Source organism: Bartonella sp. CM120XJJH (assembly GCF_042194715.1).
Lineage (GTDB): Bacteria > Pseudomonadota > Alphaproteobacteria > Rhizobiales > Rhizobiaceae > Bartonella.
Map to the genome: position 1 here is coordinate 1 of NZ_JBHINE010000002.1, position 25,395 is coordinate 25,395.

Below are 25,395 nucleotides of genomic sequence, written 5' to 3' on the forward strand. Positions count from 1 at the left end.
TAGAGTGCACCCTTCCCCTCAACGGATACTGCCAAACCCTCTTGAGGCAAGTATCCAAACTGTAGAGGATGCACTCCAGCCCTCAAAAAGAGTGCACCCTTCCCCTCAAACGGATACTGCCCAACCCTCATAAGGCAAGTATCCAAACTGTAGAGGATGCACTCCGCCTTCAAATAGAGTGCACCCTTCCCCTCAAACGGATACTGCCCAACCCTCATAAGGCAAGTATCCAAACTGTAGAGGATGCACTCAAAGCCCTCAAAAGAGTGCACCCTTCCCCTCAAACGGATACTGCCAAACCCTCAAAGGCAGTATCCAAACTGTAGAGGATGCACTCAAAGCCCTCAAATAGAGTGCACCCTTCCCCTCTCGGGTTTTAATCAACTTTCATCGCATCTCATTTTTATGAACCCTCATTTTTATGAATCCTTGGTCAAAAGCACAAAAGAGAAGTTTGCTAGCAACTATTGTATCACCCATCTTATGGGATTCCACTTGACTACAGAGCTTTCAACCTTTTTTACGCCTTCATAAAATCGAATCTGAAAGAATTCATTAAGGCAATTAAGGGTAAATTTTGTCAAAATATAGACAAACTTTATTCTTTTTTGTGATTGTTGTATTTTTACTATAGTTATTTAAATCGAATTTATATATGATACGTATTGATATTTATTTATCGAAATAAATATAGGAGAAAAAACTATGAATATCAGATATTTTTTCATAGCGGGGGCGATTACAAGTGGTTTAGCTCTCGCGATTCAAAAATCTGATCGTATAGTCAATAAAGAACCCTCTCCTATTGTTGCACCTTATACTATTGAGAAAACAAATTTACAGTTTGTTAAACAAGTAAGGGACACATCGGATACATTGAATATACTGAAAGTCAGTAATAGAAGCGCCTCAGAACAAGCATCAATAAACGATATATACGAGAAAGGAAAAAGTTTATTGAATGCAATAGCTGGTTTTTTAGGATCCATTATTATATATTTTATACAACTTGTTTCCACTAGAGTATAAGATACAAAAAGTTCTTAAAATAAGGTTATATACATTTTGTGTATATTGTAAAATTTAAATAAAAAGGCCCTTTTTAAATGGGGCCTTTTTAGTTTAACTGTTCCGATGTTTTAATTTAATTTTTCCAGTGTTTTAATTTAATTTTTATTGTGTTTTTATTTTTATTGGCTAAATACTACCGCCTTCAAAATGACATTTTTACCCTTCCTCACATCTCAAATGACAAAGGCTCTCCTCTTAAGCTCACCCCAAAGGCATTCTCCTTAAGCTCCTCCCCATAGTGCTTTAGTCGACGGATCTTCCCCATAAGTGCTTTAGTCAATGAGACTCCACAGTCCTTTTGTTCTTCCAAAAAATTCCTCTATTTTCAAGAAAATCACCCTGCAGCCCCACTTCAATAGAATTCATTTCAAAGCTTGAATGAACAAAGCACCTAAAAATACGAAACAACCCATATACCGCGACCACCTACTCCCAAAGCCGTTCCTTCCTCACATTTCAAACAATGAAGTAAATCACAAGCGCTCACTCTAGGCTCTAAATCCCATGGGCTCTCATTCCCTTTAATCAACAATGGTCCATAATCGGCTTTTCTTCCCCTCAAAGCCATCCTCAACACCACCATTTAGAGCAATATTTACGGACACCTCATGAAAAAGCACCAAAACACCTCAAAAGCAAAAGAGCTTAACACTATTCAAAAATGACACTGTTACCCTTCCTCACACCTCAAAGAATGAGGGCTCTCCTTTTAAGCTCCCCCATAGTGCTTTAGTCAATGGTCTTCCCCATAGTGCTTTAGTCGACGGACTTCCATCATAGCGCTTAAATAAGACCCTTGAATAAGCGATAATTCGTGAGTATTTTCTAACAAAAAAAGGAATCGTCTTTAAAAAGATAGCAGTATTTATAATCGGCTTTTCTTCCACTCAATGCCATCTTCAACACTGCTCCTTAGAGCAATATTTACGGACACCCCATGAAAGAGCACCAAAACACCTCAAAAGCAAAAGAGCTTAACACTATTCAAAAATGACACTGTTACCCTTCCTCACACCTCAAAGAATGAGGGCTCTCCTTTTAAGCTCCCCCATAGTGCTTTAGTCAATGGTCTTCCCCATAGTGCTTTAGTCGACGGACTTCCATCATAGCGCTTAAATAAGGCCCTTGAATAAGCGATAATTCATGAATATTTTCTAACAAAAAAGGAACCGTCTTTAAAAAGATAGCAGTATTTATAGTCGATTTTTCTTCGTTCTATCAAACTGATGTAAATATGATCATTTCTGATTAAATATACTGTTGATTTCCTGCTTCTTCGAGGCTGGTTTCACCAAAGTCACAGGACATTGGCCAGAATCCTATTTTTGAAGATCAAGCCCTTTTCAATCTATTTTTTTAAATCTTGGCTATTATTCTTGATTTTTCGAGCACTTTATTTTGCTCTGGTGTGAAAGATGTGAAAGCACCTCAATCATAGTGCTTTCACATCTTTCAAATAAGGGGGGCTTCAACAGGAGAGTAAACTAATCAATTTTTATATCCATAAATGCGATTTTACCATCTTTGATATAAGTAATATCAGGAGCATGTTTTACCCCCTCTGCTTCAAGCGCGACGAGCGGTTCATCACTCACAATATATCCTTGTTCCCTTAATTCTTGTTTTTTCTCCTCGACTATTTTTTTATGAAAATCTCGTTTTTGATTACACGTATTAGGAGATCTCACTCTGAAAAGCTGATAGTCTATGGCTATAGACCACTTCTCAGCAACCCGTTCCAGCAGATCGTAACTGAAATTTCCTGCCCCTTTCACTTCTTGAGCGATCTCTATCGCGCGTTCCAAATGAACTTTTTCAATGGTTTCATCAAAGCCAAGCTGGTCCCCTGCCGTAAAACTTTCATCATAAGAAGCTAAAGTCTCAACATCGCCCAGCAAGGCAAGAGCAGCAAGATGCAGCAAAGCATAAGGTGCAAACTCCACGTCCTCTACGTCATCATCCGATGTCCAAGATAAAGAGTCTTTTTCCCAAGGGGGAAGACTATATTGAGAGCGAAACATTTCATGCAAAGAATCATCTTCCATTGTCCATTTTAAAGTTTTATTGAGTGCTTTCTTTAAACGCTTGGCACTCACTTTTTCTTCAAAAATTTCCAATCCATTGGATACAAAATTCATAAATACCGTTGGCAAAACCCCAGAATTATGAGGATTAATCGTCTGACAAGCCGCAGCAAAAATACCGCTCATAATTAAAAGTCCGCGATCAAAAGGCGAAAATTCTTCCACTGGTTTCTCGTTATAGAGAAACTGCACTTCGCGATCTGGTAAAAAGAAGGTTGCCAAATAATCTCCTTTGCCCTCGATTTCCACCGACCATCCCAAGCTTTTTAAAAGCCCTGTTGCACTTTCTATCGTGAGAATTTCATCATCATCATAATCAACAGAGAACTCTTTTTCCTTTAGTTGCAAACGCCTCTCCTGCACCACGGCTTCATCTTTCCAAAACTGCTGCGTTGCAAGATCATTTTCTTTAAGCACTCTTTCCAGCTCTCTTTTCACTTGGAAATTCATTTTCATCCGTTTAAAGACAGAGATATAAAGAGCCAAAATAAGCATGATAATGATCATGAAAATAGCAATAAATACCCAGAACTCAGGATCTAATAGAAGTACTGCTATAGGACCACTGTTCATTTTTCCCTCTCAGTCTTTAAAAAAGCCCGTGCGACAGAGAGCTTATATGCTCTCGTACAGAGATTGCTTCTTCTAGTTTCTGAATATTTTTTCGCAACTCACACGTCACTTTGGTGCGAAGCCGTAACATAACGGGAATAAAAATAATGGCACAGACCGTTATGACGAGAGTCGTTTTAAAGAGAACGGCATGCACAACATATTGCCATCCTGTCAGCTGCCAATTTAATACACCTGGTATTTCTAGAACCATTCTCCACATGATAATGACAACAGCAATAGCAAAGATAATTTTATAATCCTTTGCTGAAAGCAACGCTTGCTGAAGCGAAAAAGAATGCGCTCCTTTATGCGCTTCTTGCTCTGATGTCCAATTTTGCTTCTTCATGTATTCCCCTCTCACTCGTTGAAAAAGCCCGTGCAATAGAGATCTTGTTTGCTCTCACACAGAGATTGCCTCTTCTCGTTTCTGGATTTTTTTCCAATTTACGCATTATGATGATGCGAAACCGAAATATCACCGGAACCAAGAAAAGTACACAGACCATTATGGTTTGCGTCATAATAAAAATAATAATATTCGTGGTATTGTGCTACCCTCTTACCTTCCTCACACCTCAAACAGTGAAGATTTTCAAACCGCACCAAATAGTCACAATTCAGCTTTTTCTGCAAGAAAATTCTCCTATTTTTAAGAAAATGACCCTGCAGCCCCTACGTCATCGGATTTACTTCCAAATATCCATGAAGCAGACTTGAAAAACACAAAATACCATAAATTTTTGTATCAATATCACCATACTAAAACGCTGTTGAGGCTTAGCAAGTGCTGCTTAATTGGCAAAGACTGCTTAAAAAGACAAAAAAACATCTCAAAGGTAAAAGAGCTTAACACTGCCAAAAATGACATTTTTACCCTTCCTCACATCTCAAATGACAAAGGCTCTCCTCTTAAGCTCACCCCAAAGGCATTCTCCTTAAGCTCCTCCCCATAGTGCTTTAGTCGACGGATCTTCCCCATAAGTGCTTTAGTCAATGAGACTCCACAGTCCTTTTGTTCTTCCAAAAAATTCCTCTATTTTCAAGAAAATCACCCTGCAGCCCCACTTCAATAGAATTCATTTCAAAGCTTGAATGAACAAAGCACCTAAAAATACGAAACAACCCATATACCGCGACCACCTACTCCCAAAGCCGTTCCCTTCCTCACATTTCAAACAATGAAGTAAGTCCCAAGCGCTCACTCTAGGCTCTAAATCCCACGGGCTCTTATTCCCTTTAATCAATAATGGTCCATAATCGGCTTTTCTTCCACTCAATGTCATCCTCAACACGGCTCCTTAGAGCAATATTTACGGATAACCCATGAAAGAGCACCAAAAAATATCAGAGGCAAAATGGTATAGAGAGCAATCCCTATAAATGTTGAATTTCTCATAATTTCTTCATTATTTTTCCCTCTCATGACTTCTCAAACGCTGTATCCTGTTCTTGCAAGACGTTTTTAAGTTCTTTTCTTAAACAGCGATACGTTCTCACCTGCTTAAAGACACCATAATAAAGTTCCAAAAACATCATGGGAATACAAGCAACCCACAGCGTTACGAGCGTAAGCACGATAACAAATATCATGACAAGAATATCGTCCATTTTCCAGTTCACACTTTCTTTATACCGATCCTTTTGATCGGTTATTTTACCGCGTTGCTGGTTTATTCCTTTCAATTTCCGAATATTTTTTACCAACAAAAACCACAATATGATGCCGAGTATCAATATAACTGGGAACAAGACCAAAACACACACTATAATAACTTTCCAAAACGCATACAAAGAGAGAAAAAGAGGTGTATCCCACCACCCTGTCCGTTCTCCATTGCTACCCAAGGATAGGAGAAAGAAAATCTTGTTCCACAGCTCAAGAGAGAAAATGTTGTACTCTTTGCTATCCAAGGATGAGAGAGAGAGAATCCTGTTCCACAGCTCAAGAAAGAAAATCCTGTTCCATAGCTCAATAATGAGTGAGAGAAAACAAATGACAACACGCTCTCGCATAGAAAAAACACTTTTTTCGAAAAAATGGCGTAGTTCATTATAAAATGCTGAATTTTTCCCCTTCATTGCTCTTCCTTTTTTTTTATGAAAATGCATTTTTTTATCTCATGCCCGCCCTTTTAAGAACCACTAAAAGTGCGATGTATGGCGCTTGCCTTATTTTCAACAAAAACCCAAACTTTCTAAAAGCGCGGCTGCTCTTCCAAATGATGAAGAGCAGCCTCCTCATTACAAACGAAAATAAGCTCTCCTCTTTGCCTGATGATTTTCCAACCATTCAGCCCCTCTTCTCTATGTCACGAGCTTCCAAACATTGCCTCTTCCCCCTCACGATAGCTACAAAAGCGCCTTGTCACTCTCTTTATCTTACGCGTTTTAATGCCCGTCTCACTTTACGATACGTTCTCACCTGCTTGAAAACAAAATAGTAAAATTCTAAAATGAGCATGACAACACCCGCAGGAAAAAAGACCTCTAGCAGAAATATCAACCAAAAGTATACGATAAAAAAACGGCTTATTTTTTCTCTATCCTTTTTTGACGGATTATTTTGTTGATCGGTTGTGTGACCCCGTTGCTGGATAGCCTCTTTTAACTGCTGAATCTTTTTTTTCAACAAATACGTTAAGATGAGATAAAGCACCAATAAAACAGGCATCAAGGCAACAACACACACCATGATGACTTCACGCAGCACAAAGAGCGCTAAAAGAGTGCTATCCTGCGATACACTCAACGACCACTTGGATTCTAAGGGGATCAAAAGAGCTTTATGACCTATCCCAATAAGGATAGAAATAAGAAAAATAATAATATGATCTTTATAAGAACGAAATGATTTTCCAAAAACAACAGAGCACCGTTTGTTATAAAATGTGGAATTTTCCCCCTTCATTTGCTCTTCCCTTTTATACAACTGTTTGTCCTTGGCTTTTATAAGGACACAAACAATCTCTCAAGTAAAATTCCGTCCATTATCGTCAGACAGAATACCGAAGAGAACACTCGTATTGTATATTTATATTGCCAATACTTTTGCCAATTCACGTGCTTGTTTTAAAGAAACACCTCTCAACACTTCTAAACCAACGCGCCTCCACCCCATTTCATGAACAACACCCATGAAGGGGATAACAATAGCGCCCCCATGAATATATCCCCCTTACTATAAACTCTATCACCACCATTGTTTCAATAAAAAGTATAACCCAGCACCATTCACATGCGCCGCCCACTACCCCTACAACAACCATACCGCGCGCCCTTACAACAGCCATACCCCGCGCCCTTACAACCACCATACCCGCACGCCCTACAAACAGCCATACCCGCGCGCCCTACAAACAGCCATACCGCTACCCCCCTTACAACCACCATACCCGCGCCCTACAACAGCCATACCGCTGCGCCCTACAACAACCTTACCGCTACCCCCTTACAACCACCATACCCGCGCCCTACAACAACCTTACCGCTACCCCCTTACAACCACCATACCCGCACGCCCTACAAACAGCCATACCCGCGCGCCCTACAACAACCTTACCGCTCCCCTTACAACCACCATACCCGCGCCCTACAACAACCTTACCGCTGCGCCCTACAACAGCCATACCGCTGCGCCCTACAACAACCTTACCGCTACCCCTTACAACCACCATACCCGCGCCCTACAACAACCTTACCGCTACCCCCTTACAACCACCATACCACTCCCCTACAACAACCTTACCCACTTGCCCCCTTACAACAGCCATACCTAGCTTCTACGATAGCCCTTATCCCTTGAAAAGATAGAAACATTTTTATTCTTTTCTCAATTTTTTTCCGCCCCCTTGTTTTCCGCCCCCCCACTTTAGACATAAAAAAAGTCACTTCCATTGATGTGCAAATGATCGCGCAATAAGAGCATTTGAAATGAGAAAATCTTACAACTCTCTTATTCCAATTAAAAAGGATCAATAATCATTCAAAATATATAAATCAAAATATGACGATATCTTCCATTTTTCATTGGGGATCTTGCAAGCCAATCGCTTAGAATATACTCATAAAAGCGCTTCTAACACAGCGAGACAGCCACTATTTTAAAGATCACGCGTTTTAATATTAATGAAAGCACTGACATTCGCTTGCAAGTTTGAGATGTGGTTTTGAGGTGTTGTTTTGTCAACAATCTTGTTAGCATGACTTGATTCTATGACCATGCGGTATCATCACAACTGCTCTTTATGGACAGCATAATGGTATGCGTCATTTTACTTACAATTCTTTATAAGCCTTGCATAAGACTTATCGTGAAAAAGGAGAATCCTGTTGAATATAGCAATTATTTTGGGGTCTGTGCGTCAACCTTCATTAACACGAACTTTAGCCAGTTATTTAGCAGATTGCCTCATGAAGCGGGGTGCATCACTTCATTGGGTTGATTTGCGTGAACAGCCCTTACCGATGACAGATCCAGATTATCATCAGCAGGTAGAGGCTAATCCAAGTGCTGCGGTTCGCCAGTTTGTAAAAACCATTGCAGCGGCTGATGGCGTTATTCTAGCAAGCCCCGTTTATCAAGGGTCTTATTCGGGTGTTTTAAAAAATGCTCTTGATAATTTGAGCTATAATGCCTTTTTAAATAAACCAGTTGGGCTTATCTCTCATGGGAGTACTGCCAAAAAATGTGCACAACCGTGTGAGCATTTATTGCCGGTGGTGCGCACGCTTTATGGTTATGCACTCCAATGTCAAATCGCCTCTTCCACTGAAGATTTTTCCTCCGATGATGAAGGTCGTACTTGGAAAGTTATAAGTGAAGAGATACAAACACGTTGTGAAAGGCTTGCTGATGAAATGTACACATTTTTAAAGCAACGCGGTGTGATTTAAAGCAACAAGGGAGGGAGCATGAAAAAAAAGAATGCGCACTATCGTTATTTAGTGGTAGGGGGGACAGGGATGCTTTCCCCTTTGTGTCAATCATTAGAGCCGCGAGAAGTGATTATTGCTGCACGCTTTCTTTCCCATAAAGTCCAGCTTGAGGCATTGCAAAAACAGCATATGTGCATGCCATTGGATTATGATTGTGCAGCATCAAAGGCACAATTTTTAGAAGCTGTGAAGCAATGGCATGATCTAAAATATTGCATATTATGGATTCATTCACCCGCCCATGCATTTTCTTGCGCATTAATTGAACGATTGGCTCTTTTGCCTAAACCACCATGTATTCTTCATATTTTTGGTTCCAACACGCATGATCAAATGATTATCGATTGCGCACGCAAAAACAAGGTTGATTTTATCCCCATTCAATTAGGACAAAAAACAACGCCAAAAGGTTCACGATGGCTAACCCACCAAGAGATAAGCCAACAAGTCCTAGATGCCATAAAAAACCATATGAATAAACAAAACTTATGATCAATACCTAGGCTTTGCCAAGAAGCCGTGCCCCCTCCAATCTCTACCCATACTCGAAACACCCTCTTGAATAGCCCATACTCTCTAAAATCATAGGCTTTGAGAACAAACAATCCCCCTCCCTTACACCTCTAAACAGCATGCCTATATCAACAGCTCCAGAACCAAACGATTTCTAACCCTTCTCACACGGACTTATCCCCCTCTCACAGTTTATGATCTTCACATGTCTTATCCCCCCCTCTCACGCAACTTATAAAGCATAATCTTATGGGGCGTTATCTTATGGAGCGTTATGGCATAAAACTTAAAACAGCAAATTGTGTTTAGAATTTTTGTCTATTTTAAAACTGACCTTTCTCCCCACACCTCAAAGAACGACAGTTTCTACGGAACAATGGTTTCTACAAAACGTAAGATTCCCACGAAAATCTTCTCTTTCAACAGTCCAAATTTTAGCGGGTTTGAGTTGACTTCCCGCCCATAGTCTTCCCTTAATACTTATACCAGACAAGCTTTTTTTAAAGAAATTTCAACGTCCTCCTTAAAAAAACACTTCAACATACTTCGCCCCCCTTTACCCCAACCGCGCCCAAAACCCTCACGGCTCTTCACCAACCACAAATCCCAGCAATTACAGTTCCACGTTTTTACGATTTTGCAAATTCACAGAAAACAAGCAAACTTCCGATAAACCGCCCCATTGAAATCTATCACAAATCTATCACTGACCTATCACCAGCCTATTACTTGCCTATTAATGAGCATCAGCCCTTTTCACCCAACACCCTCCATTCCCCCATTCCAATTTTGACGCATTTTACAATCCAGCCCCTCCATTGGCACCCTCTTTACCCCAAGCACCTCAAAACCCTCACGGCTCTTCACCAACCACAAATCCCAGCAATTACAGTTCCACGTTTTTACGATTTTGCAAATTCACAGAAAATCAGCAAACGTCCAATAAACAGCCCCATTGAAACCTATTAATTGTCATCAGCTCTTTTCAAACAGAGAGCAGCGTAAAATGAGAAAAATAATCTATGCCCTTCTCCCAAGCTGTGAAGCAATGGCATGATCTAAAACTCACACCTCCCCCATGACATGAGCACCACACTGCGCTTTATTTTCCTTATCTTTTCAACGCCATTCCACACACACTTCCCTTTTCACCCAAACGCCCCCTATTCCAGCGCATTTCACAATCCAGCCCCTCCATTGGCGCCCTCTTTACCCCAAGCACCTCAAAACCCTCACGGCTCTTCACCAACCACAAATCCCAGCAATTACAGTTCCACGTTTTTACGATTTTGCAAATTCACAGAAAACAAGCAAACTTCCGATAAACCGCCCCATTGAAATCTATCACAAATCTATCACTGACCTATCACCAGCCTATTACTTGCCTATTAATGAGCATCAGCCCTTTTCACCCAACACCCTCCATTCCCCCATTCCAATTTTGACGCATTTTACAATCCAGCCCCTCCATTGGCACCCTCTTTACCCCAAGCACCTCAAAACCCTCACGGCTCTTCACCAACCACAAATCCCAGCAATTACAGTTCCACGTTTTTACGATTTTGCAAATTCACAGAAAATCAGCAAACGTCCAATAAACAGCCCCATTGAAACCTATTACTTGCCACCAGCTCTTTTCAAACAGAGAGCAGCGTAAAATGAGAAAAACAATCTATGCCTTCATCCCAAGCTGTGAAGCAATGGCATGATCTAAAACTCATACCTCTCCCTATGACATGAAGGCTACACACGCTTTTTCAGCGCTGCATTTAATTGTTTCGTAACCTTGTAATACGATATCAAACGTTTGATAAAAGAAATATACAGTGCCACAATGGGTATTGTTAAGAACAAATCAAAAACACCCCCCAGCAGAATGATCAAAATCACCGTGTAAGCTGCCGCCATTTCGTAATGCATTTTATCCCCTTCTCTTTATAAATTGATTTGTTTAGTATAAATTGATTTATTGGGTTGCTTCAGTCACTTCTTCCAATTGCTGAATTTTCTTTTTCAACCGAGAGGTTAAAATTTCACGAAGGATCACAACAATAGGAATCGTTGCAAAAATAAATACCGATAAAAAAAACCAGAGAAACAAGAGAGTGATAATATACATAAATCTCTCCTCATCTATCTCAGCAGCTATCCCTTTAGAGCAAATCACATAGACATAAGCTTTGAAAAACATAATGATGAAAGAGAGGCATGCGTGGATAATATAATCTTTGCGTGAAAAAGCGAGCCATTTTTTTAACGAATGGGAACTTATTTTTGTGTTCAGTACTAAGTTTTTCGGCACTCTCTCTTTCTCTTTTCCGCTTTTTTCAAAGAAACAAAAATGCTGCGGCTGTTCTTTCATCAAACGTCTTTGTTTCTTCACTCTGTAATAGAGCCTCAAACGCTTGATTAAAGAATAATAAGGCGCCACAATAATCATATTCACAAAAATGGCAAAAACTGTAACTGCATTTAGAAGAAAACATCCAACCAGCAGAAACAACATAAAAACCGCGAACTCATCCCTCATAGCTATAGTCTCATTGATTAATCTCTTGCTGCTTTGTTTCTTCTTTTATTTTTTCCAATTTGCGCTCTTTAAAATGATAAAGCCCCCAAAGGATCGGAAGAGGAGTGAGAAGACAAAACCAAATCAACACTGGTAAGAGAAAAATAAGAGAACCAATCCCTTCCCATTTTATCCATTGCAACGGCTGTACCAGAGATTTTGCACCTGCAGGAACTTCTAAAGCCATCATGATAAGGCATGTGCAAAACATGATGAAAAAGGAACGCCCTATTATTTTACAACTTTCCACCCCTTTACGACTTTCCACTGAAGGCACCGTCAATTTTTTGAATGAAAAGAAAGACTCTCCAAATGTCGCATTTTTCTCCTGCATTGATCCCCTCTGTTTTTACACTTCGCGCTTTTTACGCTCTATTTTTAGGTTTAAGCTCTTTTTAATGTATCTAAACGCTTTATTTTTTCTCAATAATTTTTTTCCTCAACCCTAATTTCTACATCCATATATTCTAACTCCCCATCCTTTATGTAAAGAATATGAGGACGATAATTTTTTCCATCAACCTTACAAATCGCGTCCTTTTCGTAAACGAAATATCCCTGTTGCCTTAATTCTTGTCTTTTTTCCTCGATCAAATTTTCGTAAGAATGTCTTCTTCTATTGCACAAATTGGGATCTTTAGCTCTAAAATATTCATAACTTTCCACCTCCATGGAAAAATCCTTTGCCGCCTGTTGAAGCAAATCATAACTGGGTTGCTTTGTTTTTTCTACCGCTTGAGCGATTATCATCGCGCGTTCCAGATGCTCCTCTTCGATGCTTGTCTCAAAGCCAAGTCTCTCACCTTCCATAAAGCTTTTGTGATAAGCGTTTAAGGTTTCAACATCACCCAACAATGCCAGAGCTGCAAGATAGCGCAGCGAATAAGAAGCCAACTGAGGGGCCACAACTTTGTTTTCCCAAGGCAGGATTCTATATTGAGAGCGAAGCATATTGCCAAGATCAACCTCTGTCATTGCCTTTTCTAAAGCTTTCTCGAGTGCACGGCGTAAACGTCGGGCACTTACCTTTTCTTCAAAAATTTCCAACCCCTTCACATTAAAACTCAATTCGAGAGCAATCAAGCCTCCAGAATTATAAGGGTCTATCGTTTGGCAAACCGCCGCATGGATACCAGAAACCACCGCAATTGCACAATCAAATCGCGGATACCCCTTCTCAGCATTATAAAGAAACTGCACTTCGCGATCTGGTAAATAATAGGTGGCCAAATGATCCCCTTTTCCTTCAATTTCCACCTTCCACCCCAAACTTTTTAACAGCACCGTTGCACTTTCCATCGTTAAGATTTCCTCATCAGAAAGAGAAAAAGCTTTTTCATCAGATAACGGCTTAATCATCGGCATTTCCCCAAGCTGCTCAAAAGAAACAGATTGTTCAAGCACGCGGTTTAATTCTTTTGACACTTGGCAATACAGTCTCACCCGCTTGAAAGTAGAATAATACAATGCCCAAATGAACATCGTGACCACAGCAGAAAGCAGCGTGAAAAGCGTCAAGCCCACACCCCATGAGAATACAACAATAATATCCATCATTTTAATATCTATCATTTTCTGCCCTCCCTTCACGCGCTGTTTTGTTGAGAAGCGGTTTTTCTTCGCTTCCAGATTTCTTGATCCAACTTATCGATCTTTTTTTCCAACAAACGCGTAAAGATGATACGGACCCCAAAGGCAACAGGAATGAGCACAAAAAGAAGCGTTGATATAAGCTCCATGATTAACAAGAGAGCTGCCACGACATCCCCTTCCCACCCCGCCAACTTCCACTCAAGCCACATGAGTAAGAAGAGAAGAGCCGTTCTTAAAGCTGCCACAATGAAAGCAATGCAAAAGATGACTTTATAATTTTTGCTTGTCAAAAACGCTTCTTCAAGCGAAAACGACCGTGGTTCTTCATCCAATGGTACATTTTTTCCATTGCCCCTCATTTTTTATCCCTCATTTGTTTCAATTTTTAAACCATTGTCATGAACCGAAGCTTTCGTCCTCACAATGAATGAGGGTTCATCAAGATCAAGCGTTTGTATCCCTCATTTTTTATAAAGACAATATCAAAGCTACATTTTTTCCATTACCTTCAAACATCGCACGAATAGAAGGTCTCCTACAACGCATAAAAATATATAAAGACCCGTATTCATTTTCTACCCTCCCTTCACGCGCTGTTTTGTTGAGAAGCGGTTTTGCTCCACTGCCAGATTTCTTGATCCAACTTATCGATCTTTTTTTCCAACAAACGCGTAAAGATGATACGAACCACAAAGACAACAGGGATGAGCAAAAAAAGAAGCGTTGATATAAAACCCAATATTAATGTTAAAATGAACAGGATATAATTCCACCACTCTGTCAAATCCCACTCAAAAAATATAAAGAGTGCCACTTTAAAAGCGCTAATAATGAAAGCAATGCAAAAGATGACTTTATAATTTTTGCGTGTCAGAAACGCTTCTTCAAGCGAAAACGACCGTGGTTCCTCATCCAATGATACATTTTTTCCATTGCCCCTCATTTTTATCCCTCATTTGTTTCAACTCTTAAGCCATTGTCATGAACCGAAGCTTTCGTCCTCACAATGAATGAGGGTTCATCAATATCAAGGCTACATTTTTTTCCATTACCTTCAAACATCATGTTTTTATCACGCACAGTGTATCCTCTGTTGTCTTAAGGCTTCTCTTTTCTCGTCGATTAAACTTTCATAAGAATATCTTCTTCTATTGCACAAATTTGGGTCTGAGGCTCTAAAATTCTAAGTGCTTTTTTATTTTTAGGAGATAAGCTTCTTTCCAAAGAAGAAGCCAACTGGTGCAAGAAAATCGTAACGAAGTTGCTTTTTCGCTACCACCACTTGAACCATCAGCAAAGCCGGCCCCAATAGATTTTTTTGATATTTTTTTCAAAGCCCAGCCTCTTCCCTTCCATAAAGCTTTTGTGAGAAAGCTATCAAGTGTTAACATCAGCTCTCAATACACAAGCCCCAAGGGTGCGCAGCAAATAAGAAATCAACTGAAGGGGGCTACAATTTCCTTTTTCCAAGGTAGTGCCCCATATTGAAAGGCCCAAGCACGCTGCCAAGATCAACCTCGTTCCCAGATCAACCTCATTCATCGCCCTTATCTAAAGCGTCCTCAAGCACATGGCATAAACGCTCATCTTTCCCTCAAAAATTTTCAATCCATTTGCCTGAAAATGCACCCCTTTGCTTCAAAGCCCAGTTGTCAATCTAACAAAGCCCTAAAATGATAAGGATTATTATTTAGCAAGCCGCAGCATGTATACCAGCACCTCCCACAATGCCAGAATCATATTGCACAAAACCTTTTTATCCAGAGATTAAGAAACTGCCCTTCCTCACTCTTCCCCCGCACCCGCTCAAGCAAAAATCCCATTCAAGCAAGAGCCCTACTCAAACAAGAACCCTACTCAAGCAAAAGCCTCAATGCTTTTCAAAAACACAGCACAAATATAAAAAAGCATAAAACGTGAAATGCACCCCATGCTTCTTAATGAACATATCAAAGGCAAAGCTCATGGCAATAAAAGCCTCTCTTCACTCTTCCCCCGCCCCCACTCAAACAAGAACCCTACTCAAGCAAAAGCCTCAATGCTTTTCAAAACACGACACAAATATAAAAAAGCATAAAACGTGAAGTGCACCCCATACTCCTTAATGAACATGTCAAAAGCAAAGCTCATGGCAATAAAAGCCTCTCTTCGCTTTTCCCCCGCACTCGCTCAAGCAAAAATCCCGTTCAAACAAGAACCTCAATGCTTTTCAAAAACATAGCACAAATATAAAAAAGCATAAAACGTGAAATGCACCCCATACTCCTTAATAAACATGTCAAAAGCAAAGCTCATGGCATCCTTTCACTCTTCCCCCACACATGCTCAAGCAAAAGCCCCGCTCAAACAAGAACCTCAATGCTTTTCAAAAACACGACACAAATATAAAAAAGCATAAAACGTGAAGTACACCCCGCGCTCCTTAATGAACACATCAAAGGCAAAGCTCATGGCATCCTTTCACTCTTCCCCACACCCACTCAAGCAAAAGCCCCATTCAAGCAAGATCCTCAATGCTTTTCAAAAACACAGCACAAATATAAAAAAGTATAAAACGTGAAATGCACCCCGCGCTCCTTAATGAACACATCAAAGGCAAGGCTCATGGCATCCTTTCACTTTTCCCCCGCCCCCACTCAAGCAAAAACCCTGCTCAAGCAAAAATCCCGTTCAAACAAGAACCTCAATGCTTTTCAAAAACACAGCACAAATATAAAAGAAGCATAAAACGTGAAATGCACCACGCGTTCCTTAATGAACATGTCAAAGGCAAGGCTCATAGCAATAAAAGCCTCTCTTCACTCTTCCCCCTCGCTCACTTTCCCCTCATTCACATCGTATAATATGACTGGAGCTCCTTTCTGCTCAACCTCTTCTTCCAATTGCCCTATCATTTTCTTCAACTGACAAGTCACGATAAAACGCATAATAAAAACTATTGGTAAGAATAAAAAAGCACAGGCAAGCATCCATGTCAGTGGCTCGAATACGACAAAAGAAACAAAGTCTCTTCCTCTCCATATTTGAACGACAGCCGTTATAACTATTGGAGCTGTCGCCATAACCGTAGAAATATAGAATATTTTCTTATAGTCTTGCCAAACAAGAGAAAGCTGTTTTTTATCAAACATTCTGCTACTTTTTATTTTTGAGAGATCTGTTTTAAGGCAATATCGCGTTCATTCAACACGCATTTCAGTTCTTTTTTCACGCGACAATAAAGCCGTGCACGCTTGATAAACAGATAATAAATGACAACGATTGGCACCCATATTAAAATATTTAAAAGCGTAAAAAACAGGGAATAATAGGCTATTAATGTTATAAGACTACTCGTCATTTTGTCCCCCTTCCACATTCTGCATACGCATTGCCTGATCGCGTTGTTCTATTGCTTCTTCCAATTGTTGAAGTGTTTTGTTCAATTTTCTCGTTAATTTTATGCACATCATCCCAATGATCGGAGAAAAGAGAAGAAGTCCAAAACATAAAAGACCATAAATAATGCGACCTATTGAAAACCGCGGTATCATAAAGCTGGCCATATCACTCTTCCACCATACCAAATGTACGATAAAGAAAGCAAATTGCAAAATAGTAAAGAGGATACAAATAAAAAGAATTATTTTACATTCTTTTGAATAAAGAGGCAGAGATTCTTTAAAGTTAAGAAAGCGTATTTTCGCATCAAGGGTATCACACACAAGATTGCGTCTTTTCATTTCTCCCAGATCGTTGCGCAATTGTTGTATGGCTTGCTTTTGTTGCGTCGTACTCTTTTTCACGTCTTGAGCGAATTTAAAAGACAACTTCATATGTTTGATCAACAGATAAGGAATCCTGACCATAACCATAACCATTAAAATGGCAATAATGATGAACCCTAAAAAAACCCAATATTCTATGATGCTGCCCACTTTTTTCCCCTATCGCATTGATGTGAAATTATCATTTTTATTCTCTTCAAACAAATGTTTCTAATCTCTTTGCTGTTTTTTTCACGCCATAATGAAGGAAACTATGGAGAATTAAAATAACAGGCAAAGTGATAGCACTACAGACCAAAATAAACAAAAACGGCAACGCAACAATAAATAACAAAGAAAACAACGGATCATTGTGTGAAACAGTTGCATATCGTATAATAAGAGACGAAAAAAGCGTAGCACATATAAAAAGCGCAACTGCAATGAAGGCTATCCAAGAGATTATTTTATAATCTTTTTTTGAGAGAAGCAAAGATTCTTGAAAAGAAAAAACACTAAACTGTGTTACAAGAACTGTATTCTGTCCTCTGCCCTCTGCCTGATTATGCCTCAAATTCTGTGCTGCACCCTTTTTTAATTTTCTTCGCATCTTACATAACAATACTGTCCGTTTTATCAAAGAATAATAAATGGCCAAGATGATCTTCACGGTAGAAAAGAGTATCATGCTCCACGCAGAGTAAATAACGATAACTATCCCTAAGGAGATCAATAATGAAGTTATTAAAAGAGGCATTATAGAAGTGGTCACTTTCCCCCCTATCATATTTTATTGAGAGATTGGTTGTCTAGCTGTTGCTGCTCTGGCAATGTTTCCCGCAGCTTCATCATTTCCTTCGCATCCCGTTTAGAAATGGCGTTAAAAATAGAAAAGAGCGGAAACAACACGAAAAGAAAACCAAAAATTATTTGAGGTAAGAGACATAAAAAAGCCCAAACACCATTCCACCCGAAGTTACGAAGAAATTCGATCGCAGGAACCCGTATAAAACTCTGACTCATTTCTTGAAAATCTTCTTGTTTCATTTGTCCCAGTGCTTTGAACTGTTCTTTGGACATAATGTGAAAAAAATCCAGAGGATTCATATAGACAGTCGCGACAAAAAGCACCAACAAGAGGATAGCCAAACAACAAATGATGATATAATCGCTTGTTGAGAGAGCCGTCAATTTTTTGAAAGTTGCCGATTGATCCAACGCTGGCTGTGATACAAAAGCCTTATCTCCCTCATGGGCAGATTGCTGTTGTGATTTATCTTCGATCATATGGATACTCCCCCACTTTTAAAATTCCCACTCTTCAAATTTGATAGCACGCCACCAGCGCGGTGAATTCGCTTAGCACTCTTCTCAGAGTAAAGCAAGCACTATATAATCTCCCTTCTAAATATTTTATTCAAAAGCTATCAAGTGTTAACATCAGCTCTCAATACACAAGCCCCAAGGGTGCGCAGCAAATAAGAAATCAACTGAAGGGGGCTACAATTTCCTTTTTCCAAGGTAGTGCCCCATATTGAAAGGCCCAAGCACGCTGCCAAGATCAACCTCGTTCCCAGATCAACCTCATTCATCGCCCTTATCTAAAGCGTCCTCAAGCACATGGCATAAACGCTCATCTTTCCCTCAAAAATTTTCAATCCATTTGCCTGAAAATGCACCCCTTTGCTTCAAAGCCTAGTTGTCAATCTGGCAAAGCCCCAAAATGATAAGGATATATTTAGCAAGCCGCAGCATGTATACCAGCGCCTCCCACAATTCCAGAATCATATTGCACAAAACCTTTTTCATCCAGAGATTAAGAAACTGCCCTTCGCGGTCTCGTAAATAAATAGATGCCCCCTTTGCTTTCAATTGTTCCCCTCCACCCCAAGCTCTTTAAAAGCACTATTGCACTTTCCATGAGGCAAAATGTCTTGAGTAAAAACTTGGGCTTTTGGCACGCCTTCTTTATGCGCCTTACCTCTCCATTTTCTCAGAAAATGGATTGTTCTGCCCCAAACACCACCGCCGCATCTTTTACTTTAACTATAATTTTTCGCTCTCAATATCGCTTGGTAAGACACATTTTTATGCTTGATAAAAGAAAATAAGTTACAAGATTTTCTCTCTTTAAGAGAGCACCACCAGCAAGTAAAGCCTAAGAACAGCCCCTCCTCACTCTTCCCCCACACCCACTCAAGCAAAAGCCCCACTCAAGCAAAAGCCCCATTCAAGCAAGAGCCCCATTCAAGCAAAAGCCTCAATGCTTTTCAAAACACGACACAAATATAAAAAAAGCATAAAACGTGAAATGCACCCCATACTCCTTAATGAACATGTCAAAGGCAAGGCTCATAGCAATAAAAGCCTCTCTTCACTCTTCCCCCTCGCTCACTTTTCCCTCATTCACATCGTATAATATGACTGGAGCTCCTTTCTGCTCAACCTCTTCTTCCAATTGCCCTATCATTTTCTTCAACTGACAAGTCACGATAAAACGCATAATAAAAACTATTGGTAAGAATAAAAAAGCACAGGCAAGCATCCATGTCAGTGGCTCGAATACGACAAAAGAAACAAAGTCTCTTCCTCTCCATATTTGAACGACAGCCGTTATAACTATTGGAGCTGTCGCTATAACCGTAGAAATATAGAATATTTTCTTATAGTCTTGCCAAACAAGAGAAAGCTGTTTTGTATCAAACATTCTGCTGCTTTTTATTTTTGAGAGATCTGTTTTAAGGCAATATCGCGTTCATTCAACACGCACTTCAGTTCTTTTTTCACGCGGCAATAAAGCCGTGCACGCTTGATAAACAGATAATAAATGACAACGATTGGCACCCATATTAAAACACTTAAGAGCGTAAAAAACAGAAAAGAAATGGCTATTAATGTTATAAGACTACTCGTCATTTTGTCCCCCCTTCCACATTCTGCATACGCATTGCCTGATCGCGTTGTTGTATCGCTTCTTCCAATTGTTGAAGTGTTTTGTTCAATTTTCTCGTTAATTTTATGCACATCATCCCAATGATTGGAAAAAAGAGAAGAAGTCCAAAACATAGAATACTCAACAGCTGCATAATAAAGCCAACCATATCATTTTTCCACCATACAAAATTTGCGATAGAGCAAGCAATTTGCAAAACAGTAAAGACAATAAAGATAAAAAAGATTATTTTATATTCTTTTGAATAAAGAGGTAGAGATCCTTTGAAGTTAAGAAAGCGCATTTTTGCATCAAGGGTATCACACACAAGATTGTGTCTTTTCATTTCTCCCAGATCATTACGCAGTGGTTGTATAGCTTGCTTTTGTTGTGTCGCATTCTTTTTCACGTCTTGAGCGAGCTTAAAAGACAGCTTCATATGTTTGATCACCAGGTAAGGAAGCCTGATCATAACCATAAACATTAAAATGGCAATGATAATCAACCCTGACCAAACCAAAAATTGTATAACAATAGTCACTTTTTTCCCCTATCACATTGATGTGAAATCATCATTTTCATTCTCTTCTCAAGCTCATGTTTCTAATCTCTTCATTGTTTTTTTCACGCCATAATAAAGAATACTATGGAAGATTAAAATGATAGGTAAAGCGACAATAATACACGCACAGAACCAAAACAGCAGATGTATGCCAAAACCGCCAACCTTCAACAATAGAGGCGTATAATTGTATAAAAAAATTGCAGATTTTGGAAAATGAGAAAAAAAAGCGATCAAAACTGCGAAAAGCACAATCACAATGAAGGCTATAGAAAAGATGATAAAATAATCTTTTCTTGAAAGTTCCAAAGATTCTTTAAAAGAAAGAGGGCTGAACTGTGTTGCAAGAACTGTATTCTGCCTCCTACCCTCTGTCTGATTATGTCTCAAGTTTTGCGATGCACCCTTTTTTAATTTCCACTGCGTCGCCAATAACAATATTGTCCGTTTTATCAAAGAATAATAAAGTGCTAAGATTGTCATGAAGGTAGAAAACAGTATCATGATCTCCCCCAAAAAGATGACAGCACTCCACCATACTGTGGTCAAAATTACAAAAGTACTCATAAAAGAAGCAGCCTCTTGTCTCCCTATTGTGTTCTATTGAGAGTTTGGTTGTTTAGCTGTTGCTGCTCTGGCAATGTATCCCACAATTTCATCATTTCCTTCACATCCCGTTTAGAGATGGCGTTCAAGATAAAAAAGAGTGGAAAGCACACTACAAGACAACAAAAAATCATTTGCGGCAAAAAGCATAAAAAAGCCCAAACACTATTCCATCCCGCATCACGCAAAAACAAGACTGCAGGATTATTTTCAAACGGCTGTTTCAAGATCTCCTTCATCATGTTTCGAAGTTCTCCTGGTTTCATTTCCTCCAGTGCTTGAAACTGTTCCTTGGATACAATGTGAAAAAATTCCAAAGGGCTCATATAGACAGTCGCAGCAAAAAGCACCAACAAGAGGATAGCCAAACACAAAATGATGACGTAATCTTTTCTTGAGAGAGCCGTCAATTTTTTGAAAACCGCCGACTGATCTAACACTGGCTGCGGTGCAAAAGCCGTATTTCCCTCATGGGCAGATTGCTGTTGTGATTTATCTTCGATCATACTGATATTTTCTCACGTCTAAAATGCCCCCTCATCATTTGATGTACATACAACCAGAAAAACCGATTTATCGAGCACTCTTTTCACCATGAAACCCGCGCTATAAAACCCTTTAAGTCTATTTTTAAAATTCCTCATACGTGACAACATACAATCTCTCAGGCTTATAAACACAAACACCATTGTATCCCCTTATTTATTACTCACACCTCAAAAGACAATGTTTCACAAAACTCAACAAGCAAAAATATTCAATCTAAAAAATATCTTATATGTAAAGTTTTACAAATAACACACTGATTTATAACAATTTATTGTTTTGTATATTGTTTTGTATATTGAATAAGAACCCTAAATACCGTAGGATTGTTTTATTCCAAACCTATCCCCTGTTGTATCAATCAAATTTATTTGCTTGTACGTAAAAAGTGTGGAAGCCATGCGGAATGGAACTGTACAATAAAAATGCCTCTTATAAAACGTCTCAAGTGCCAAGAGTTGCCATACATATTGGGGATTAGCAAAGTGTGCGATGATACCAGCTTACGCTTTTATGAAGTCTAAAAATGATGATACTCAATAGACTTATATTATCATGGAATTTTATAGTATCATGAAAGCTTTACCACGATACCCTTCTTGAGCCACCGTCGTGAAATGGGCTCAAGCACATGTGAGAGATATCTCTTGAAAACAAGCGCGTGAATATGTAACAATAAGTATATTCCGTTTGAAGCACTGTATATGACATGAGAGATGTGCCCCCAGAATGTGATAAATAAAAACACGATAAACAAAAGCGTGAAGCGATAAGCACACCCCACAGACCAAATCAAACAACCAATTATCTAAAATGCGCCCACAGTCGCTTTGAAATTTTTCAATACTTATTTTAGAATTTCTTGATTAAAAAAGGCCCTATTTTAAAATTAAAAAAAGAAATGTCTCACACCTCATAGCCCCCACATTTATAAAGGCATCTCTTATAAACATCTCTTAATCAAACTCCCTACTGTTTGTAAAACTTCTTTGAATATTGCATCCCGTCATTTAACCATTTACCCGTCATTTAACCATGTAAACGACATACCCTCGTCTTATGATGAGATCCACTAAAACAGCAAAATATCCTCTATAAAAGATTATTATAAATCGCTTGCCCCTTCACAGTTTATTTTATTATTTTGAACTGATAAACGATATTTTATTTGAAAAGATAAGGATCTTATGCTATGATAAGCGCATTGAAAAGTTTGTTTTTTAAGCTCTGTGCCGCTTAAAAAGAAGAAAAAATCCTCTATAAAGGATAAAGCTATGTTTAGCAGTCTGATCTACATCAGACATCTTTGGAGAGTGCCCAATAAGAAAACTCCAATATGCCTCCCAATAACGAAGCCCCACGAATGATAAAAAACCACTAAAAACAATGACTTTTCAATGGTACAACTGAAAAGTTTCCGTAAAGTGCTCATGAGAAAAAAGGCAAATAATCCTATTAGACAAGGCTTCCTATTAGAAAGACGACGACATACCCATAAAACATCATTCTTGTTTTTTCATTCACATGTGACAAAAGTTTCTTTCCAACTGTTCCAGAGAAGTTGAGAAATCTTTAGAAAGCAAATAAGCCGCTATCCATGAAAAAATAAGCATGATAGGGGCGAGAAATAAGACTGATAGGGATAAAATAAAAATGGTCAGAAACACCTTAAAGATGATTTTTTCGCCCCACACCATTGCTGCTCTTTGTGCTTAAAGACGCCTTTAGCATCCGTTGCTCCTCTGATCTGCAACGGCTCATATTCCGCCAGTATTTGCTCCCCTCAGTATTTGCTCCCCCCCAGTATTTGCTTAAAGTGCTTTTTACATCACTGTCCCCCATCAACAGACAGTTTATTTTTCATTTAAATGGTTAAGTTCATGAAAATACGTAAAAAACGCGATAGACTGAGAAAAAAAGGCAAACTCAGAAAGCCCAATGGCCGTATTTCACGCGCCCAAAGCCCCAGTGAATCTGCGCTTCAATCTGCGATTGAAATGCGTGCAAAACACTTTGGTTTAAGCCTCGAAGAAGCGAAAAATCCGCTTGTCGGAACCTATATTGGGCGTCTTTGTTTGCTTGGCTATAAAGAGGATTCATCAGGCATCAGTAAAGAACAATACGACACAGCACAACAATACTTGCAAATCAGAAACGACTATTTATGTGCAAAAGGCTTACCAAACGGCTATTATGACGGTTTCACGCACAGCACATCAGATGAGAAAGCAAAAAAGCAATGGGTTCAAAGAGCAACGAATTGCTATGAAGATATGCAAGAAGCGATTAAAAAAGCGCAATATCTGCATCGTCAACACAACTTTCATGCGGCATTACAATATCTAGTTATAGAAGATCAACCAATACCTACTCTTGTTGGTTCGTTGCGCATTATTCTTGATGCCCTTTATAAACATTTTGACTATTCTAGCAAAAAGAGCATTGGCTAAAAACACCCATCGTTTCCTTATCCCTCACAGGATAAAGATTCTAAAACCCTCCTTTGTAAAAAACTCTTGGTAACATGCCTCTTGGTAACCAGCTCCTTTGTAAAGAGATAATCCTTCTTGGCAAGTGACACTTAAGATCCACTAGACTTGGCTTTCATAGAATTTCATGGGATTGACAGGCTGCACACAACAAACAAGCTTTAAAATATCCACCACACCCTTAAAAAAACACTTCAATCTATCAAAGCAACTTACCTTATACCTACTCATGCCTCAACTATATATCTACCCATGCCTCAAAGGAAAATATTTCACAGCATGGGCAAGATAAATATTGCCCCCTCTTCAAATAGCAACATTCTTCCATTACCCTCCCCATCACCTCCCATTGTAACAAACCACCCTCATCATACACTTTTCATACACTTTCCCCCGATATCGCAACATCCTTAGCTCTTCAGACAATTCATTATCGTCATTTTGCGCCTTCTCTTGTACAATCCTATACAGCTCTTCTGATCTTATGACAAACAAACGACATGGCTTTGATTGCAGCATAATCTGAGTTTCTCATTCAAGACAAACAAACGGCTAAAATATCATTATAAATCAACAATTTATAATTAAATGAACCCGTTTATTTTTTACAAAATTAAAAGCATCATCCCTTAAACGAAAGAAAAAGCCCCCACCAACAATCTCTTTCCTCATCAACAACATGGCACCGGTAACAATCCACCCATCACGCCACCATTAATACGGCAGCCAGCAACAAGCTCCTATCGCCCCCACAATTGCCAACACCTAAGCTTTACCCCAGCAGCATCTTCCAACCAACGCCTTCCTCATTTCATCAATAAAATACCACGGAGTTCAAAACCACAATTCTCCCCTCTCCCTTCACCTTGCCCCCCACCTTATTTCCCCCCACCTTATTCAAAGGAGAAAAAGCGTTTACTCTATAAATCTTTATACAGAAACTTTTAGAGACCCAAACAGCCACTCAAAGAGCCATCACGCCTCTAACCACCCACGAGCCCCTATCAGTCATCCCCCACGGGGCCCCTTGCGCAACACCTAAGCTTTACCCCCGCAACATCTTCCAACCAACGCCTTCCTCATTTCATCAATAAAATACCACGGAGTTCAAAACCACAATTCTCCCCTCTCCCT

Annotated in this window: 30 protein-coding genes; 5 read left to right on the forward strand and 25 right to left on the reverse strand. The window is 39.4% G+C overall.

Features of this window, described 5'->3' with window-relative positions; genetic code table 11:
* On the reverse strand, positions 1 to 218 hold a 218-nt coding region (locus ACFIKU_RS00890), incomplete at its 3' end, for a hypothetical protein (RefSeq protein ID WP_375656410.1).
* Between the two features lie 487 nt (positions 219 to 705).
* On the opposite strand from ACFIKU_RS00890, the gene ACFIKU_RS00895 reads away from it, so the two are divergent.
* Entirely contained in the window at positions 706 to 1,029 is a 324-nt protein-coding gene (locus ACFIKU_RS00895) for a hypothetical protein (RefSeq protein WP_375641738.1), read from the forward strand.
* A 433-nt stretch (positions 1,030 to 1,462) separates the two neighbouring features.
* On the opposite strand, the gene ACFIKU_RS00900 is transcribed toward ACFIKU_RS00895, so the two are convergent.
* The 7 genes from ACFIKU_RS00900 to ACFIKU_RS00930 form a co-directional block, all read right to left on the reverse strand.
* Positions 1,463 to 1,639, reverse strand: a complete 177-nt coding sequence (locus ACFIKU_RS00900; RefSeq protein ID WP_375656411.1) for a hypothetical protein — start codon at positions 1,637 to 1,639, stop codon at positions 1,463 to 1,465.
* A 916-nt stretch (positions 1,640 to 2,555) separates the two neighbouring features.
* Positions 2,556 to 3,728 carry a DUF6990 domain-containing protein gene (locus tag ACFIKU_RS00905; RefSeq protein ID WP_375656412.1) on the reverse strand — a complete coding sequence of 391 codons (1,173 nt, stop codon included), beginning with the start codon at positions 3,726 to 3,728 and terminating at the stop codon, positions 2,556 to 2,558.
* Positions 3,729 to 3,744: 16 nt separating this feature from the next.
* A complete protein-coding gene (locus ACFIKU_RS00910; RefSeq protein WP_375641735.1) occupies positions 3,745 to 4,116 on the reverse strand; it encodes a hypothetical protein in 372 nt (123 codons plus the stop codon).
* Between the two features lie 1,073 nt (positions 4,117 to 5,189).
* Positions 5,190 to 5,849, reverse strand: a complete 660-nt coding sequence (locus tag ACFIKU_RS00915; protein WP_375656413.1) for a hypothetical protein — start codon at positions 5,847 to 5,849, stop codon at positions 5,190 to 5,192.
* A gap of 295 nt (positions 5,850 to 6,144) precedes the next feature.
* Complete coding sequence (locus ACFIKU_RS00920) at positions 6,145 to 6,678, reverse strand: hypothetical protein (RefSeq protein ID WP_375656414.1); 534 nt, start codon at positions 6,676 to 6,678, stop codon at positions 6,145 to 6,147.
* A gap of 323 nt (positions 6,679 to 7,001) precedes the next feature.
* Positions 7,002 to 7,160 (reverse strand): hypothetical protein, encoded by a 159-nt coding sequence (locus ACFIKU_RS00925; RefSeq protein WP_375656415.1) that lies wholly within the window; start codon positions 7,158 to 7,160, stop codon positions 7,002 to 7,004.
* A gap of 80 nt (positions 7,161 to 7,240) precedes the next feature.
* Positions 7,241 to 7,444 (reverse strand): hypothetical protein, encoded by a 204-nt coding sequence (locus tag ACFIKU_RS00930; RefSeq protein WP_375656416.1) that lies wholly within the window; start codon positions 7,442 to 7,444, stop codon positions 7,241 to 7,243.
* A 655-nt stretch (positions 7,445 to 8,099) separates the two neighbouring features.
* On the opposite strand from ACFIKU_RS00930, the gene ACFIKU_RS00935 reads away from it, so the two are divergent.
* The gene (locus tag ACFIKU_RS00935; protein ID WP_375641729.1) at positions 8,100 to 8,663 is read left to right on the forward strand and encodes an NADPH-dependent FMN reductase; all 564 of its coding nucleotides are present in this window, start codon (positions 8,100 to 8,102) and stop codon (positions 8,661 to 8,663) included.
* An 18-nt stretch (positions 8,664 to 8,681) separates the two neighbouring features.
* Positions 8,682 to 9,197, forward strand: a complete 516-nt coding sequence (locus tag ACFIKU_RS00940) for a short-chain dehydrogenase (RefSeq protein WP_375641728.1) — start codon at positions 8,682 to 8,684, stop codon at positions 9,195 to 9,197.
* 1,132 nt (positions 9,198 to 10,329) lie between these two features.
* On the opposite strand, the gene ACFIKU_RS00945 is transcribed toward ACFIKU_RS00940, so the two are convergent.
* The 7 genes from ACFIKU_RS00945 to ACFIKU_RS00975 all read right to left on the reverse strand — a co-directional run bounded on the left by ACFIKU_RS00945 (position 10,330) and on the right by ACFIKU_RS00975 (position 14,460).
* Positions 10,330 to 10,464 carry a hypothetical protein gene (locus ACFIKU_RS00945; protein WP_375656417.1) on the reverse strand — a complete coding sequence of 45 codons (135 nt, stop codon included), beginning with the start codon at positions 10,462 to 10,464 and terminating at the stop codon, positions 10,330 to 10,332.
* A gap of 720 nt (positions 10,465 to 11,184) precedes the next feature.
* Positions 11,185 to 11,337: a hypothetical protein gene (locus ACFIKU_RS00950; protein ID WP_375641725.1), complete on the reverse strand. Its 153-nt coding sequence runs from the start codon at positions 11,335 to 11,337 to the stop codon at positions 11,185 to 11,187.
* Between the two features lie 421 nt (positions 11,338 to 11,758).
* The gene (locus ACFIKU_RS00955; protein WP_375641724.1) at positions 11,759 to 12,121 is read right to left on the reverse strand and encodes a hypothetical protein; all 363 of its coding nucleotides are present in this window, start codon (positions 12,119 to 12,121) and stop codon (positions 11,759 to 11,761) included.
* Positions 12,122 to 12,210: 89 nt separating this feature from the next.
* Positions 12,211 to 13,359 (reverse strand): DUF6990 domain-containing protein, encoded by a 1,149-nt coding sequence (locus tag ACFIKU_RS00960; RefSeq protein ID WP_375641723.1) that lies wholly within the window; start codon positions 13,357 to 13,359, stop codon positions 12,211 to 12,213.
* A 14-nt stretch (positions 13,360 to 13,373) separates the two neighbouring features.
* Positions 13,374 to 13,739 (reverse strand): hypothetical protein, encoded by a 366-nt coding sequence (locus ACFIKU_RS00965; RefSeq protein ID WP_375656418.1) that lies wholly within the window; start codon positions 13,737 to 13,739, stop codon positions 13,374 to 13,376.
* A gap of 227 nt (positions 13,740 to 13,966) precedes the next feature.
* Positions 13,967 to 14,323, reverse strand: coding sequence for a hypothetical protein (locus tag ACFIKU_RS00970; RefSeq protein WP_375656419.1), 357 nt, complete (start codon positions 14,321 to 14,323; stop codon positions 13,967 to 13,969).
* Between the two features lie 2 nt (positions 14,324 to 14,325).
* Positions 14,326 to 14,460: a hypothetical protein gene (locus tag ACFIKU_RS00975; protein WP_375656420.1), complete on the reverse strand. Its 135-nt coding sequence runs from the start codon at positions 14,458 to 14,460 to the stop codon at positions 14,326 to 14,328.
* 159 nt (positions 14,461 to 14,619) lie between these two features.
* Between ACFIKU_RS00975 and ACFIKU_RS00980 the strand changes: the two genes are divergently transcribed.
* Positions 14,620 to 14,868, forward strand: a complete 249-nt coding sequence (locus tag ACFIKU_RS00980; protein WP_375656421.1) for a hypothetical protein — start codon at positions 14,620 to 14,622, stop codon at positions 14,866 to 14,868.
* Between the two features lie 1,310 nt (positions 14,869 to 16,178).
* On the opposite strand, the gene ACFIKU_RS00985 is transcribed toward ACFIKU_RS00980, so the two are convergent.
* From ACFIKU_RS00985 to ACFIKU_RS01030, 10 genes are all read right to left on the reverse strand, one after another.
* Positions 16,179 to 16,511, reverse strand: coding sequence for a hypothetical protein (locus ACFIKU_RS00985; RefSeq protein ID WP_375656422.1), 333 nt, complete (start codon positions 16,509 to 16,511; stop codon positions 16,179 to 16,181).
* Positions 16,512 to 16,522: 11 nt separating this feature from the next.
* The gene (locus tag ACFIKU_RS00990; protein WP_375641717.1) at positions 16,523 to 16,720 is read right to left on the reverse strand and encodes a hypothetical protein; all 198 of its coding nucleotides are present in this window, start codon (positions 16,718 to 16,720) and stop codon (positions 16,523 to 16,525) included.
* Entirely contained in the window at positions 16,710 to 17,297 is a 588-nt protein-coding gene (locus ACFIKU_RS00995) for a hypothetical protein (RefSeq protein WP_375641716.1), read from the reverse strand. The genes ACFIKU_RS00990 and ACFIKU_RS00995 overlap by 11 nt, the downstream gene beginning before the upstream one ends.
* Positions 17,298 to 17,343: 46 nt before the next feature.
* Positions 17,344 to 17,700, reverse strand: a complete 357-nt coding sequence (locus ACFIKU_RS01000) for a hypothetical protein (RefSeq protein ID WP_375641715.1) — start codon at positions 17,698 to 17,700, stop codon at positions 17,344 to 17,346.
* Positions 17,701 to 17,909: 209 nt separating this feature from the next.
* Positions 17,910 to 18,413, reverse strand: coding sequence for a hypothetical protein (locus tag ACFIKU_RS01005; RefSeq protein WP_375641714.1), 504 nt, complete (start codon positions 18,411 to 18,413; stop codon positions 17,910 to 17,912).
* A 1,087-nt stretch (positions 18,414 to 19,500) separates the two neighbouring features.
* Positions 19,501 to 19,833, reverse strand: a complete 333-nt coding sequence (locus ACFIKU_RS01010) for a hypothetical protein (RefSeq protein ID WP_375656423.1) — start codon at positions 19,831 to 19,833, stop codon at positions 19,501 to 19,503.
* An 11-nt stretch (positions 19,834 to 19,844) separates the two neighbouring features.
* Positions 19,845 to 20,042, reverse strand: a complete 198-nt coding sequence (locus tag ACFIKU_RS01015; protein WP_375641712.1) for a hypothetical protein — start codon at positions 20,040 to 20,042, stop codon at positions 19,845 to 19,847.
* Positions 20,039 to 20,599 (reverse strand): hypothetical protein, encoded by a 561-nt coding sequence (locus ACFIKU_RS01020; protein ID WP_375656424.1) that lies wholly within the window; start codon positions 20,597 to 20,599, stop codon positions 20,039 to 20,041. Before ACFIKU_RS01020 ends, ACFIKU_RS01015 begins: the two co-directional genes overlap by 4 nt.
* 54 nt (positions 20,600 to 20,653) lie before the next feature.
* Complete coding sequence (locus ACFIKU_RS01025) at positions 20,654 to 21,187, reverse strand: hypothetical protein (RefSeq protein WP_375656425.1); 534 nt, start codon at positions 21,185 to 21,187, stop codon at positions 20,654 to 20,656.
* Between the two features lie 23 nt (positions 21,188 to 21,210).
* Complete coding sequence (locus tag ACFIKU_RS01030; protein ID WP_375656426.1) at positions 21,211 to 21,732, reverse strand: hypothetical protein; 522 nt, start codon at positions 21,730 to 21,732, stop codon at positions 21,211 to 21,213.
* 1,920 nt (positions 21,733 to 23,652) lie between these two features.
* Here ACFIKU_RS01030 and ACFIKU_RS01035 point away from each other — a divergent pair.
* The gene (locus ACFIKU_RS01035) at positions 23,653 to 24,222 is read left to right on the forward strand and encodes a hypothetical protein (RefSeq protein ID WP_375656427.1); all 570 of its coding nucleotides are present in this window, start codon (positions 23,653 to 23,655) and stop codon (positions 24,220 to 24,222) included.
* Positions 24,223 to 25,395 lie beyond the last annotated feature (1,173 nt).

Bases quoted from the DNA above. Each gene is read 5' to 3' on its own strand.
- ACFIKU_RS01010 (WP_375656423.1), bottom strand. From the start codon at position 19,833: ATGTTTGATACAAAACAGCTTTCTCTTGTTTGGCAAGACTATAAGAAA.
- ACFIKU_RS01015 (WP_375641712.1), bottom strand. From the start codon at position 20,042: ATGACGAGTAGTCTTATAACATTAATAGCCATTTCTTTTCTGTTTTTT.
- ACFIKU_RS00905 (WP_375656412.1), bottom strand. From the start codon at position 3,728: ATGAACAGTGGTCCTATAGCAGTACTTCTATTAGATCCTGAGTTCTGG.
- ACFIKU_RS00920 (WP_375656414.1), bottom strand. From the start codon at position 6,678: ATGAAGGGGGAAAATTCCACATTTTATAACAAACGGTGCTCTGTTGTT.
- ACFIKU_RS01025 (WP_375656425.1), bottom strand. From the start codon at position 21,187: ATGAGTACTTTTGTAATTTTGACCACAGTATGGTGGAGTGCTGTCATC.
- ACFIKU_RS00985 (WP_375656422.1), bottom strand. From the start codon at position 16,511: ATGTTTGATAAAAAACAGCTTTCTCTTGTTTGGCAAGACTATAAGAAA.
- ACFIKU_RS00910 (WP_375641735.1), bottom strand. From the start codon at position 4,116: ATGAAGAAGCAAAATTGGACATCAGAGCAAGAAGCGCATAAAGGAGCG.
- ACFIKU_RS00925 (WP_375656415.1), bottom strand. From the start codon at position 7,160: ATGGTGGTTGTAAGGGGGGTAGCGGTATGGCTGTTTGTAGGGCGCGCG.
- ACFIKU_RS00970 (WP_375656419.1), bottom strand. From the start codon at position 14,323: ATGAGGGGCAATGGAAAAAATGTATCATTGGATGAGGAACCACGGTCG.
- ACFIKU_RS01035 (WP_375656427.1), top strand. From the start codon at position 23,653: ATGAAAATACGTAAAAAACGCGATAGACTGAGAAAAAAAGGCAAACTC.
- ACFIKU_RS00960 (WP_375641723.1), bottom strand. From the start codon at position 13,359: ATGATAGATATTAAAATGATGGATATTATTGTTGTATTCTCATGGGGT.
- ACFIKU_RS00965 (WP_375656418.1), bottom strand. From the start codon at position 13,739: ATGAGGGGCAATGGAAAAAATGTACCATTGGATGAAGAACCACGGTCG.
- ACFIKU_RS00940 (WP_375641728.1), top strand. From the start codon at position 8,682: ATGAAAAAAAAGAATGCGCACTATCGTTATTTAGTGGTAGGGGGGACA.
- ACFIKU_RS00950 (WP_375641725.1), bottom strand. From the start codon at position 11,337: ATGTATATTATCACTCTCTTGTTTCTCTGGTTTTTTTTATCGGTATTT.
- ACFIKU_RS00930 (WP_375656416.1), bottom strand. From the start codon at position 7,444: ATGGTGGTTGTAAGGGGTAGCGGTAAGGTTGTTGTAGGGCGCAGCGGT.
- ACFIKU_RS01005 (WP_375641714.1), bottom strand. From the start codon at position 18,413: ATGATCGAAGATAAATCACAACAGCAATCTGCCCATGAGGGAGATAAG.
- ACFIKU_RS00955 (WP_375641724.1), bottom strand. From the start codon at position 12,121: ATGCAGGAGAAAAATGCGACATTTGGAGAGTCTTTCTTTTCATTCAAA.
- ACFIKU_RS00900 (WP_375656411.1), bottom strand. From the start codon at position 1,639: ATGGCTTTGAGGGGAAGAAAAGCCGATTATGGACCATTGTTGATTAAA.
- ACFIKU_RS00990 (WP_375641717.1), bottom strand. From the start codon at position 16,720: ATGACGAGTAGTCTTATAACATTAATAGCCTATTATTCCCTGTTTTTT.
- ACFIKU_RS00895 (WP_375641738.1), top strand. From the start codon at position 706: ATGAATATCAGATATTTTTTCATAGCGGGGGCGATTACAAGTGGTTTA.
- ACFIKU_RS01030 (WP_375656426.1), bottom strand. From the start codon at position 21,732: ATGATCGAAGATAAATCACAACAGCAATCTGCCCATGAGGGAAATACG.
- ACFIKU_RS00915 (WP_375656413.1), bottom strand. From the start codon at position 5,849: ATGAAGGGGAAAAATTCAGCATTTTATAATGAACTACGCCATTTTTTC.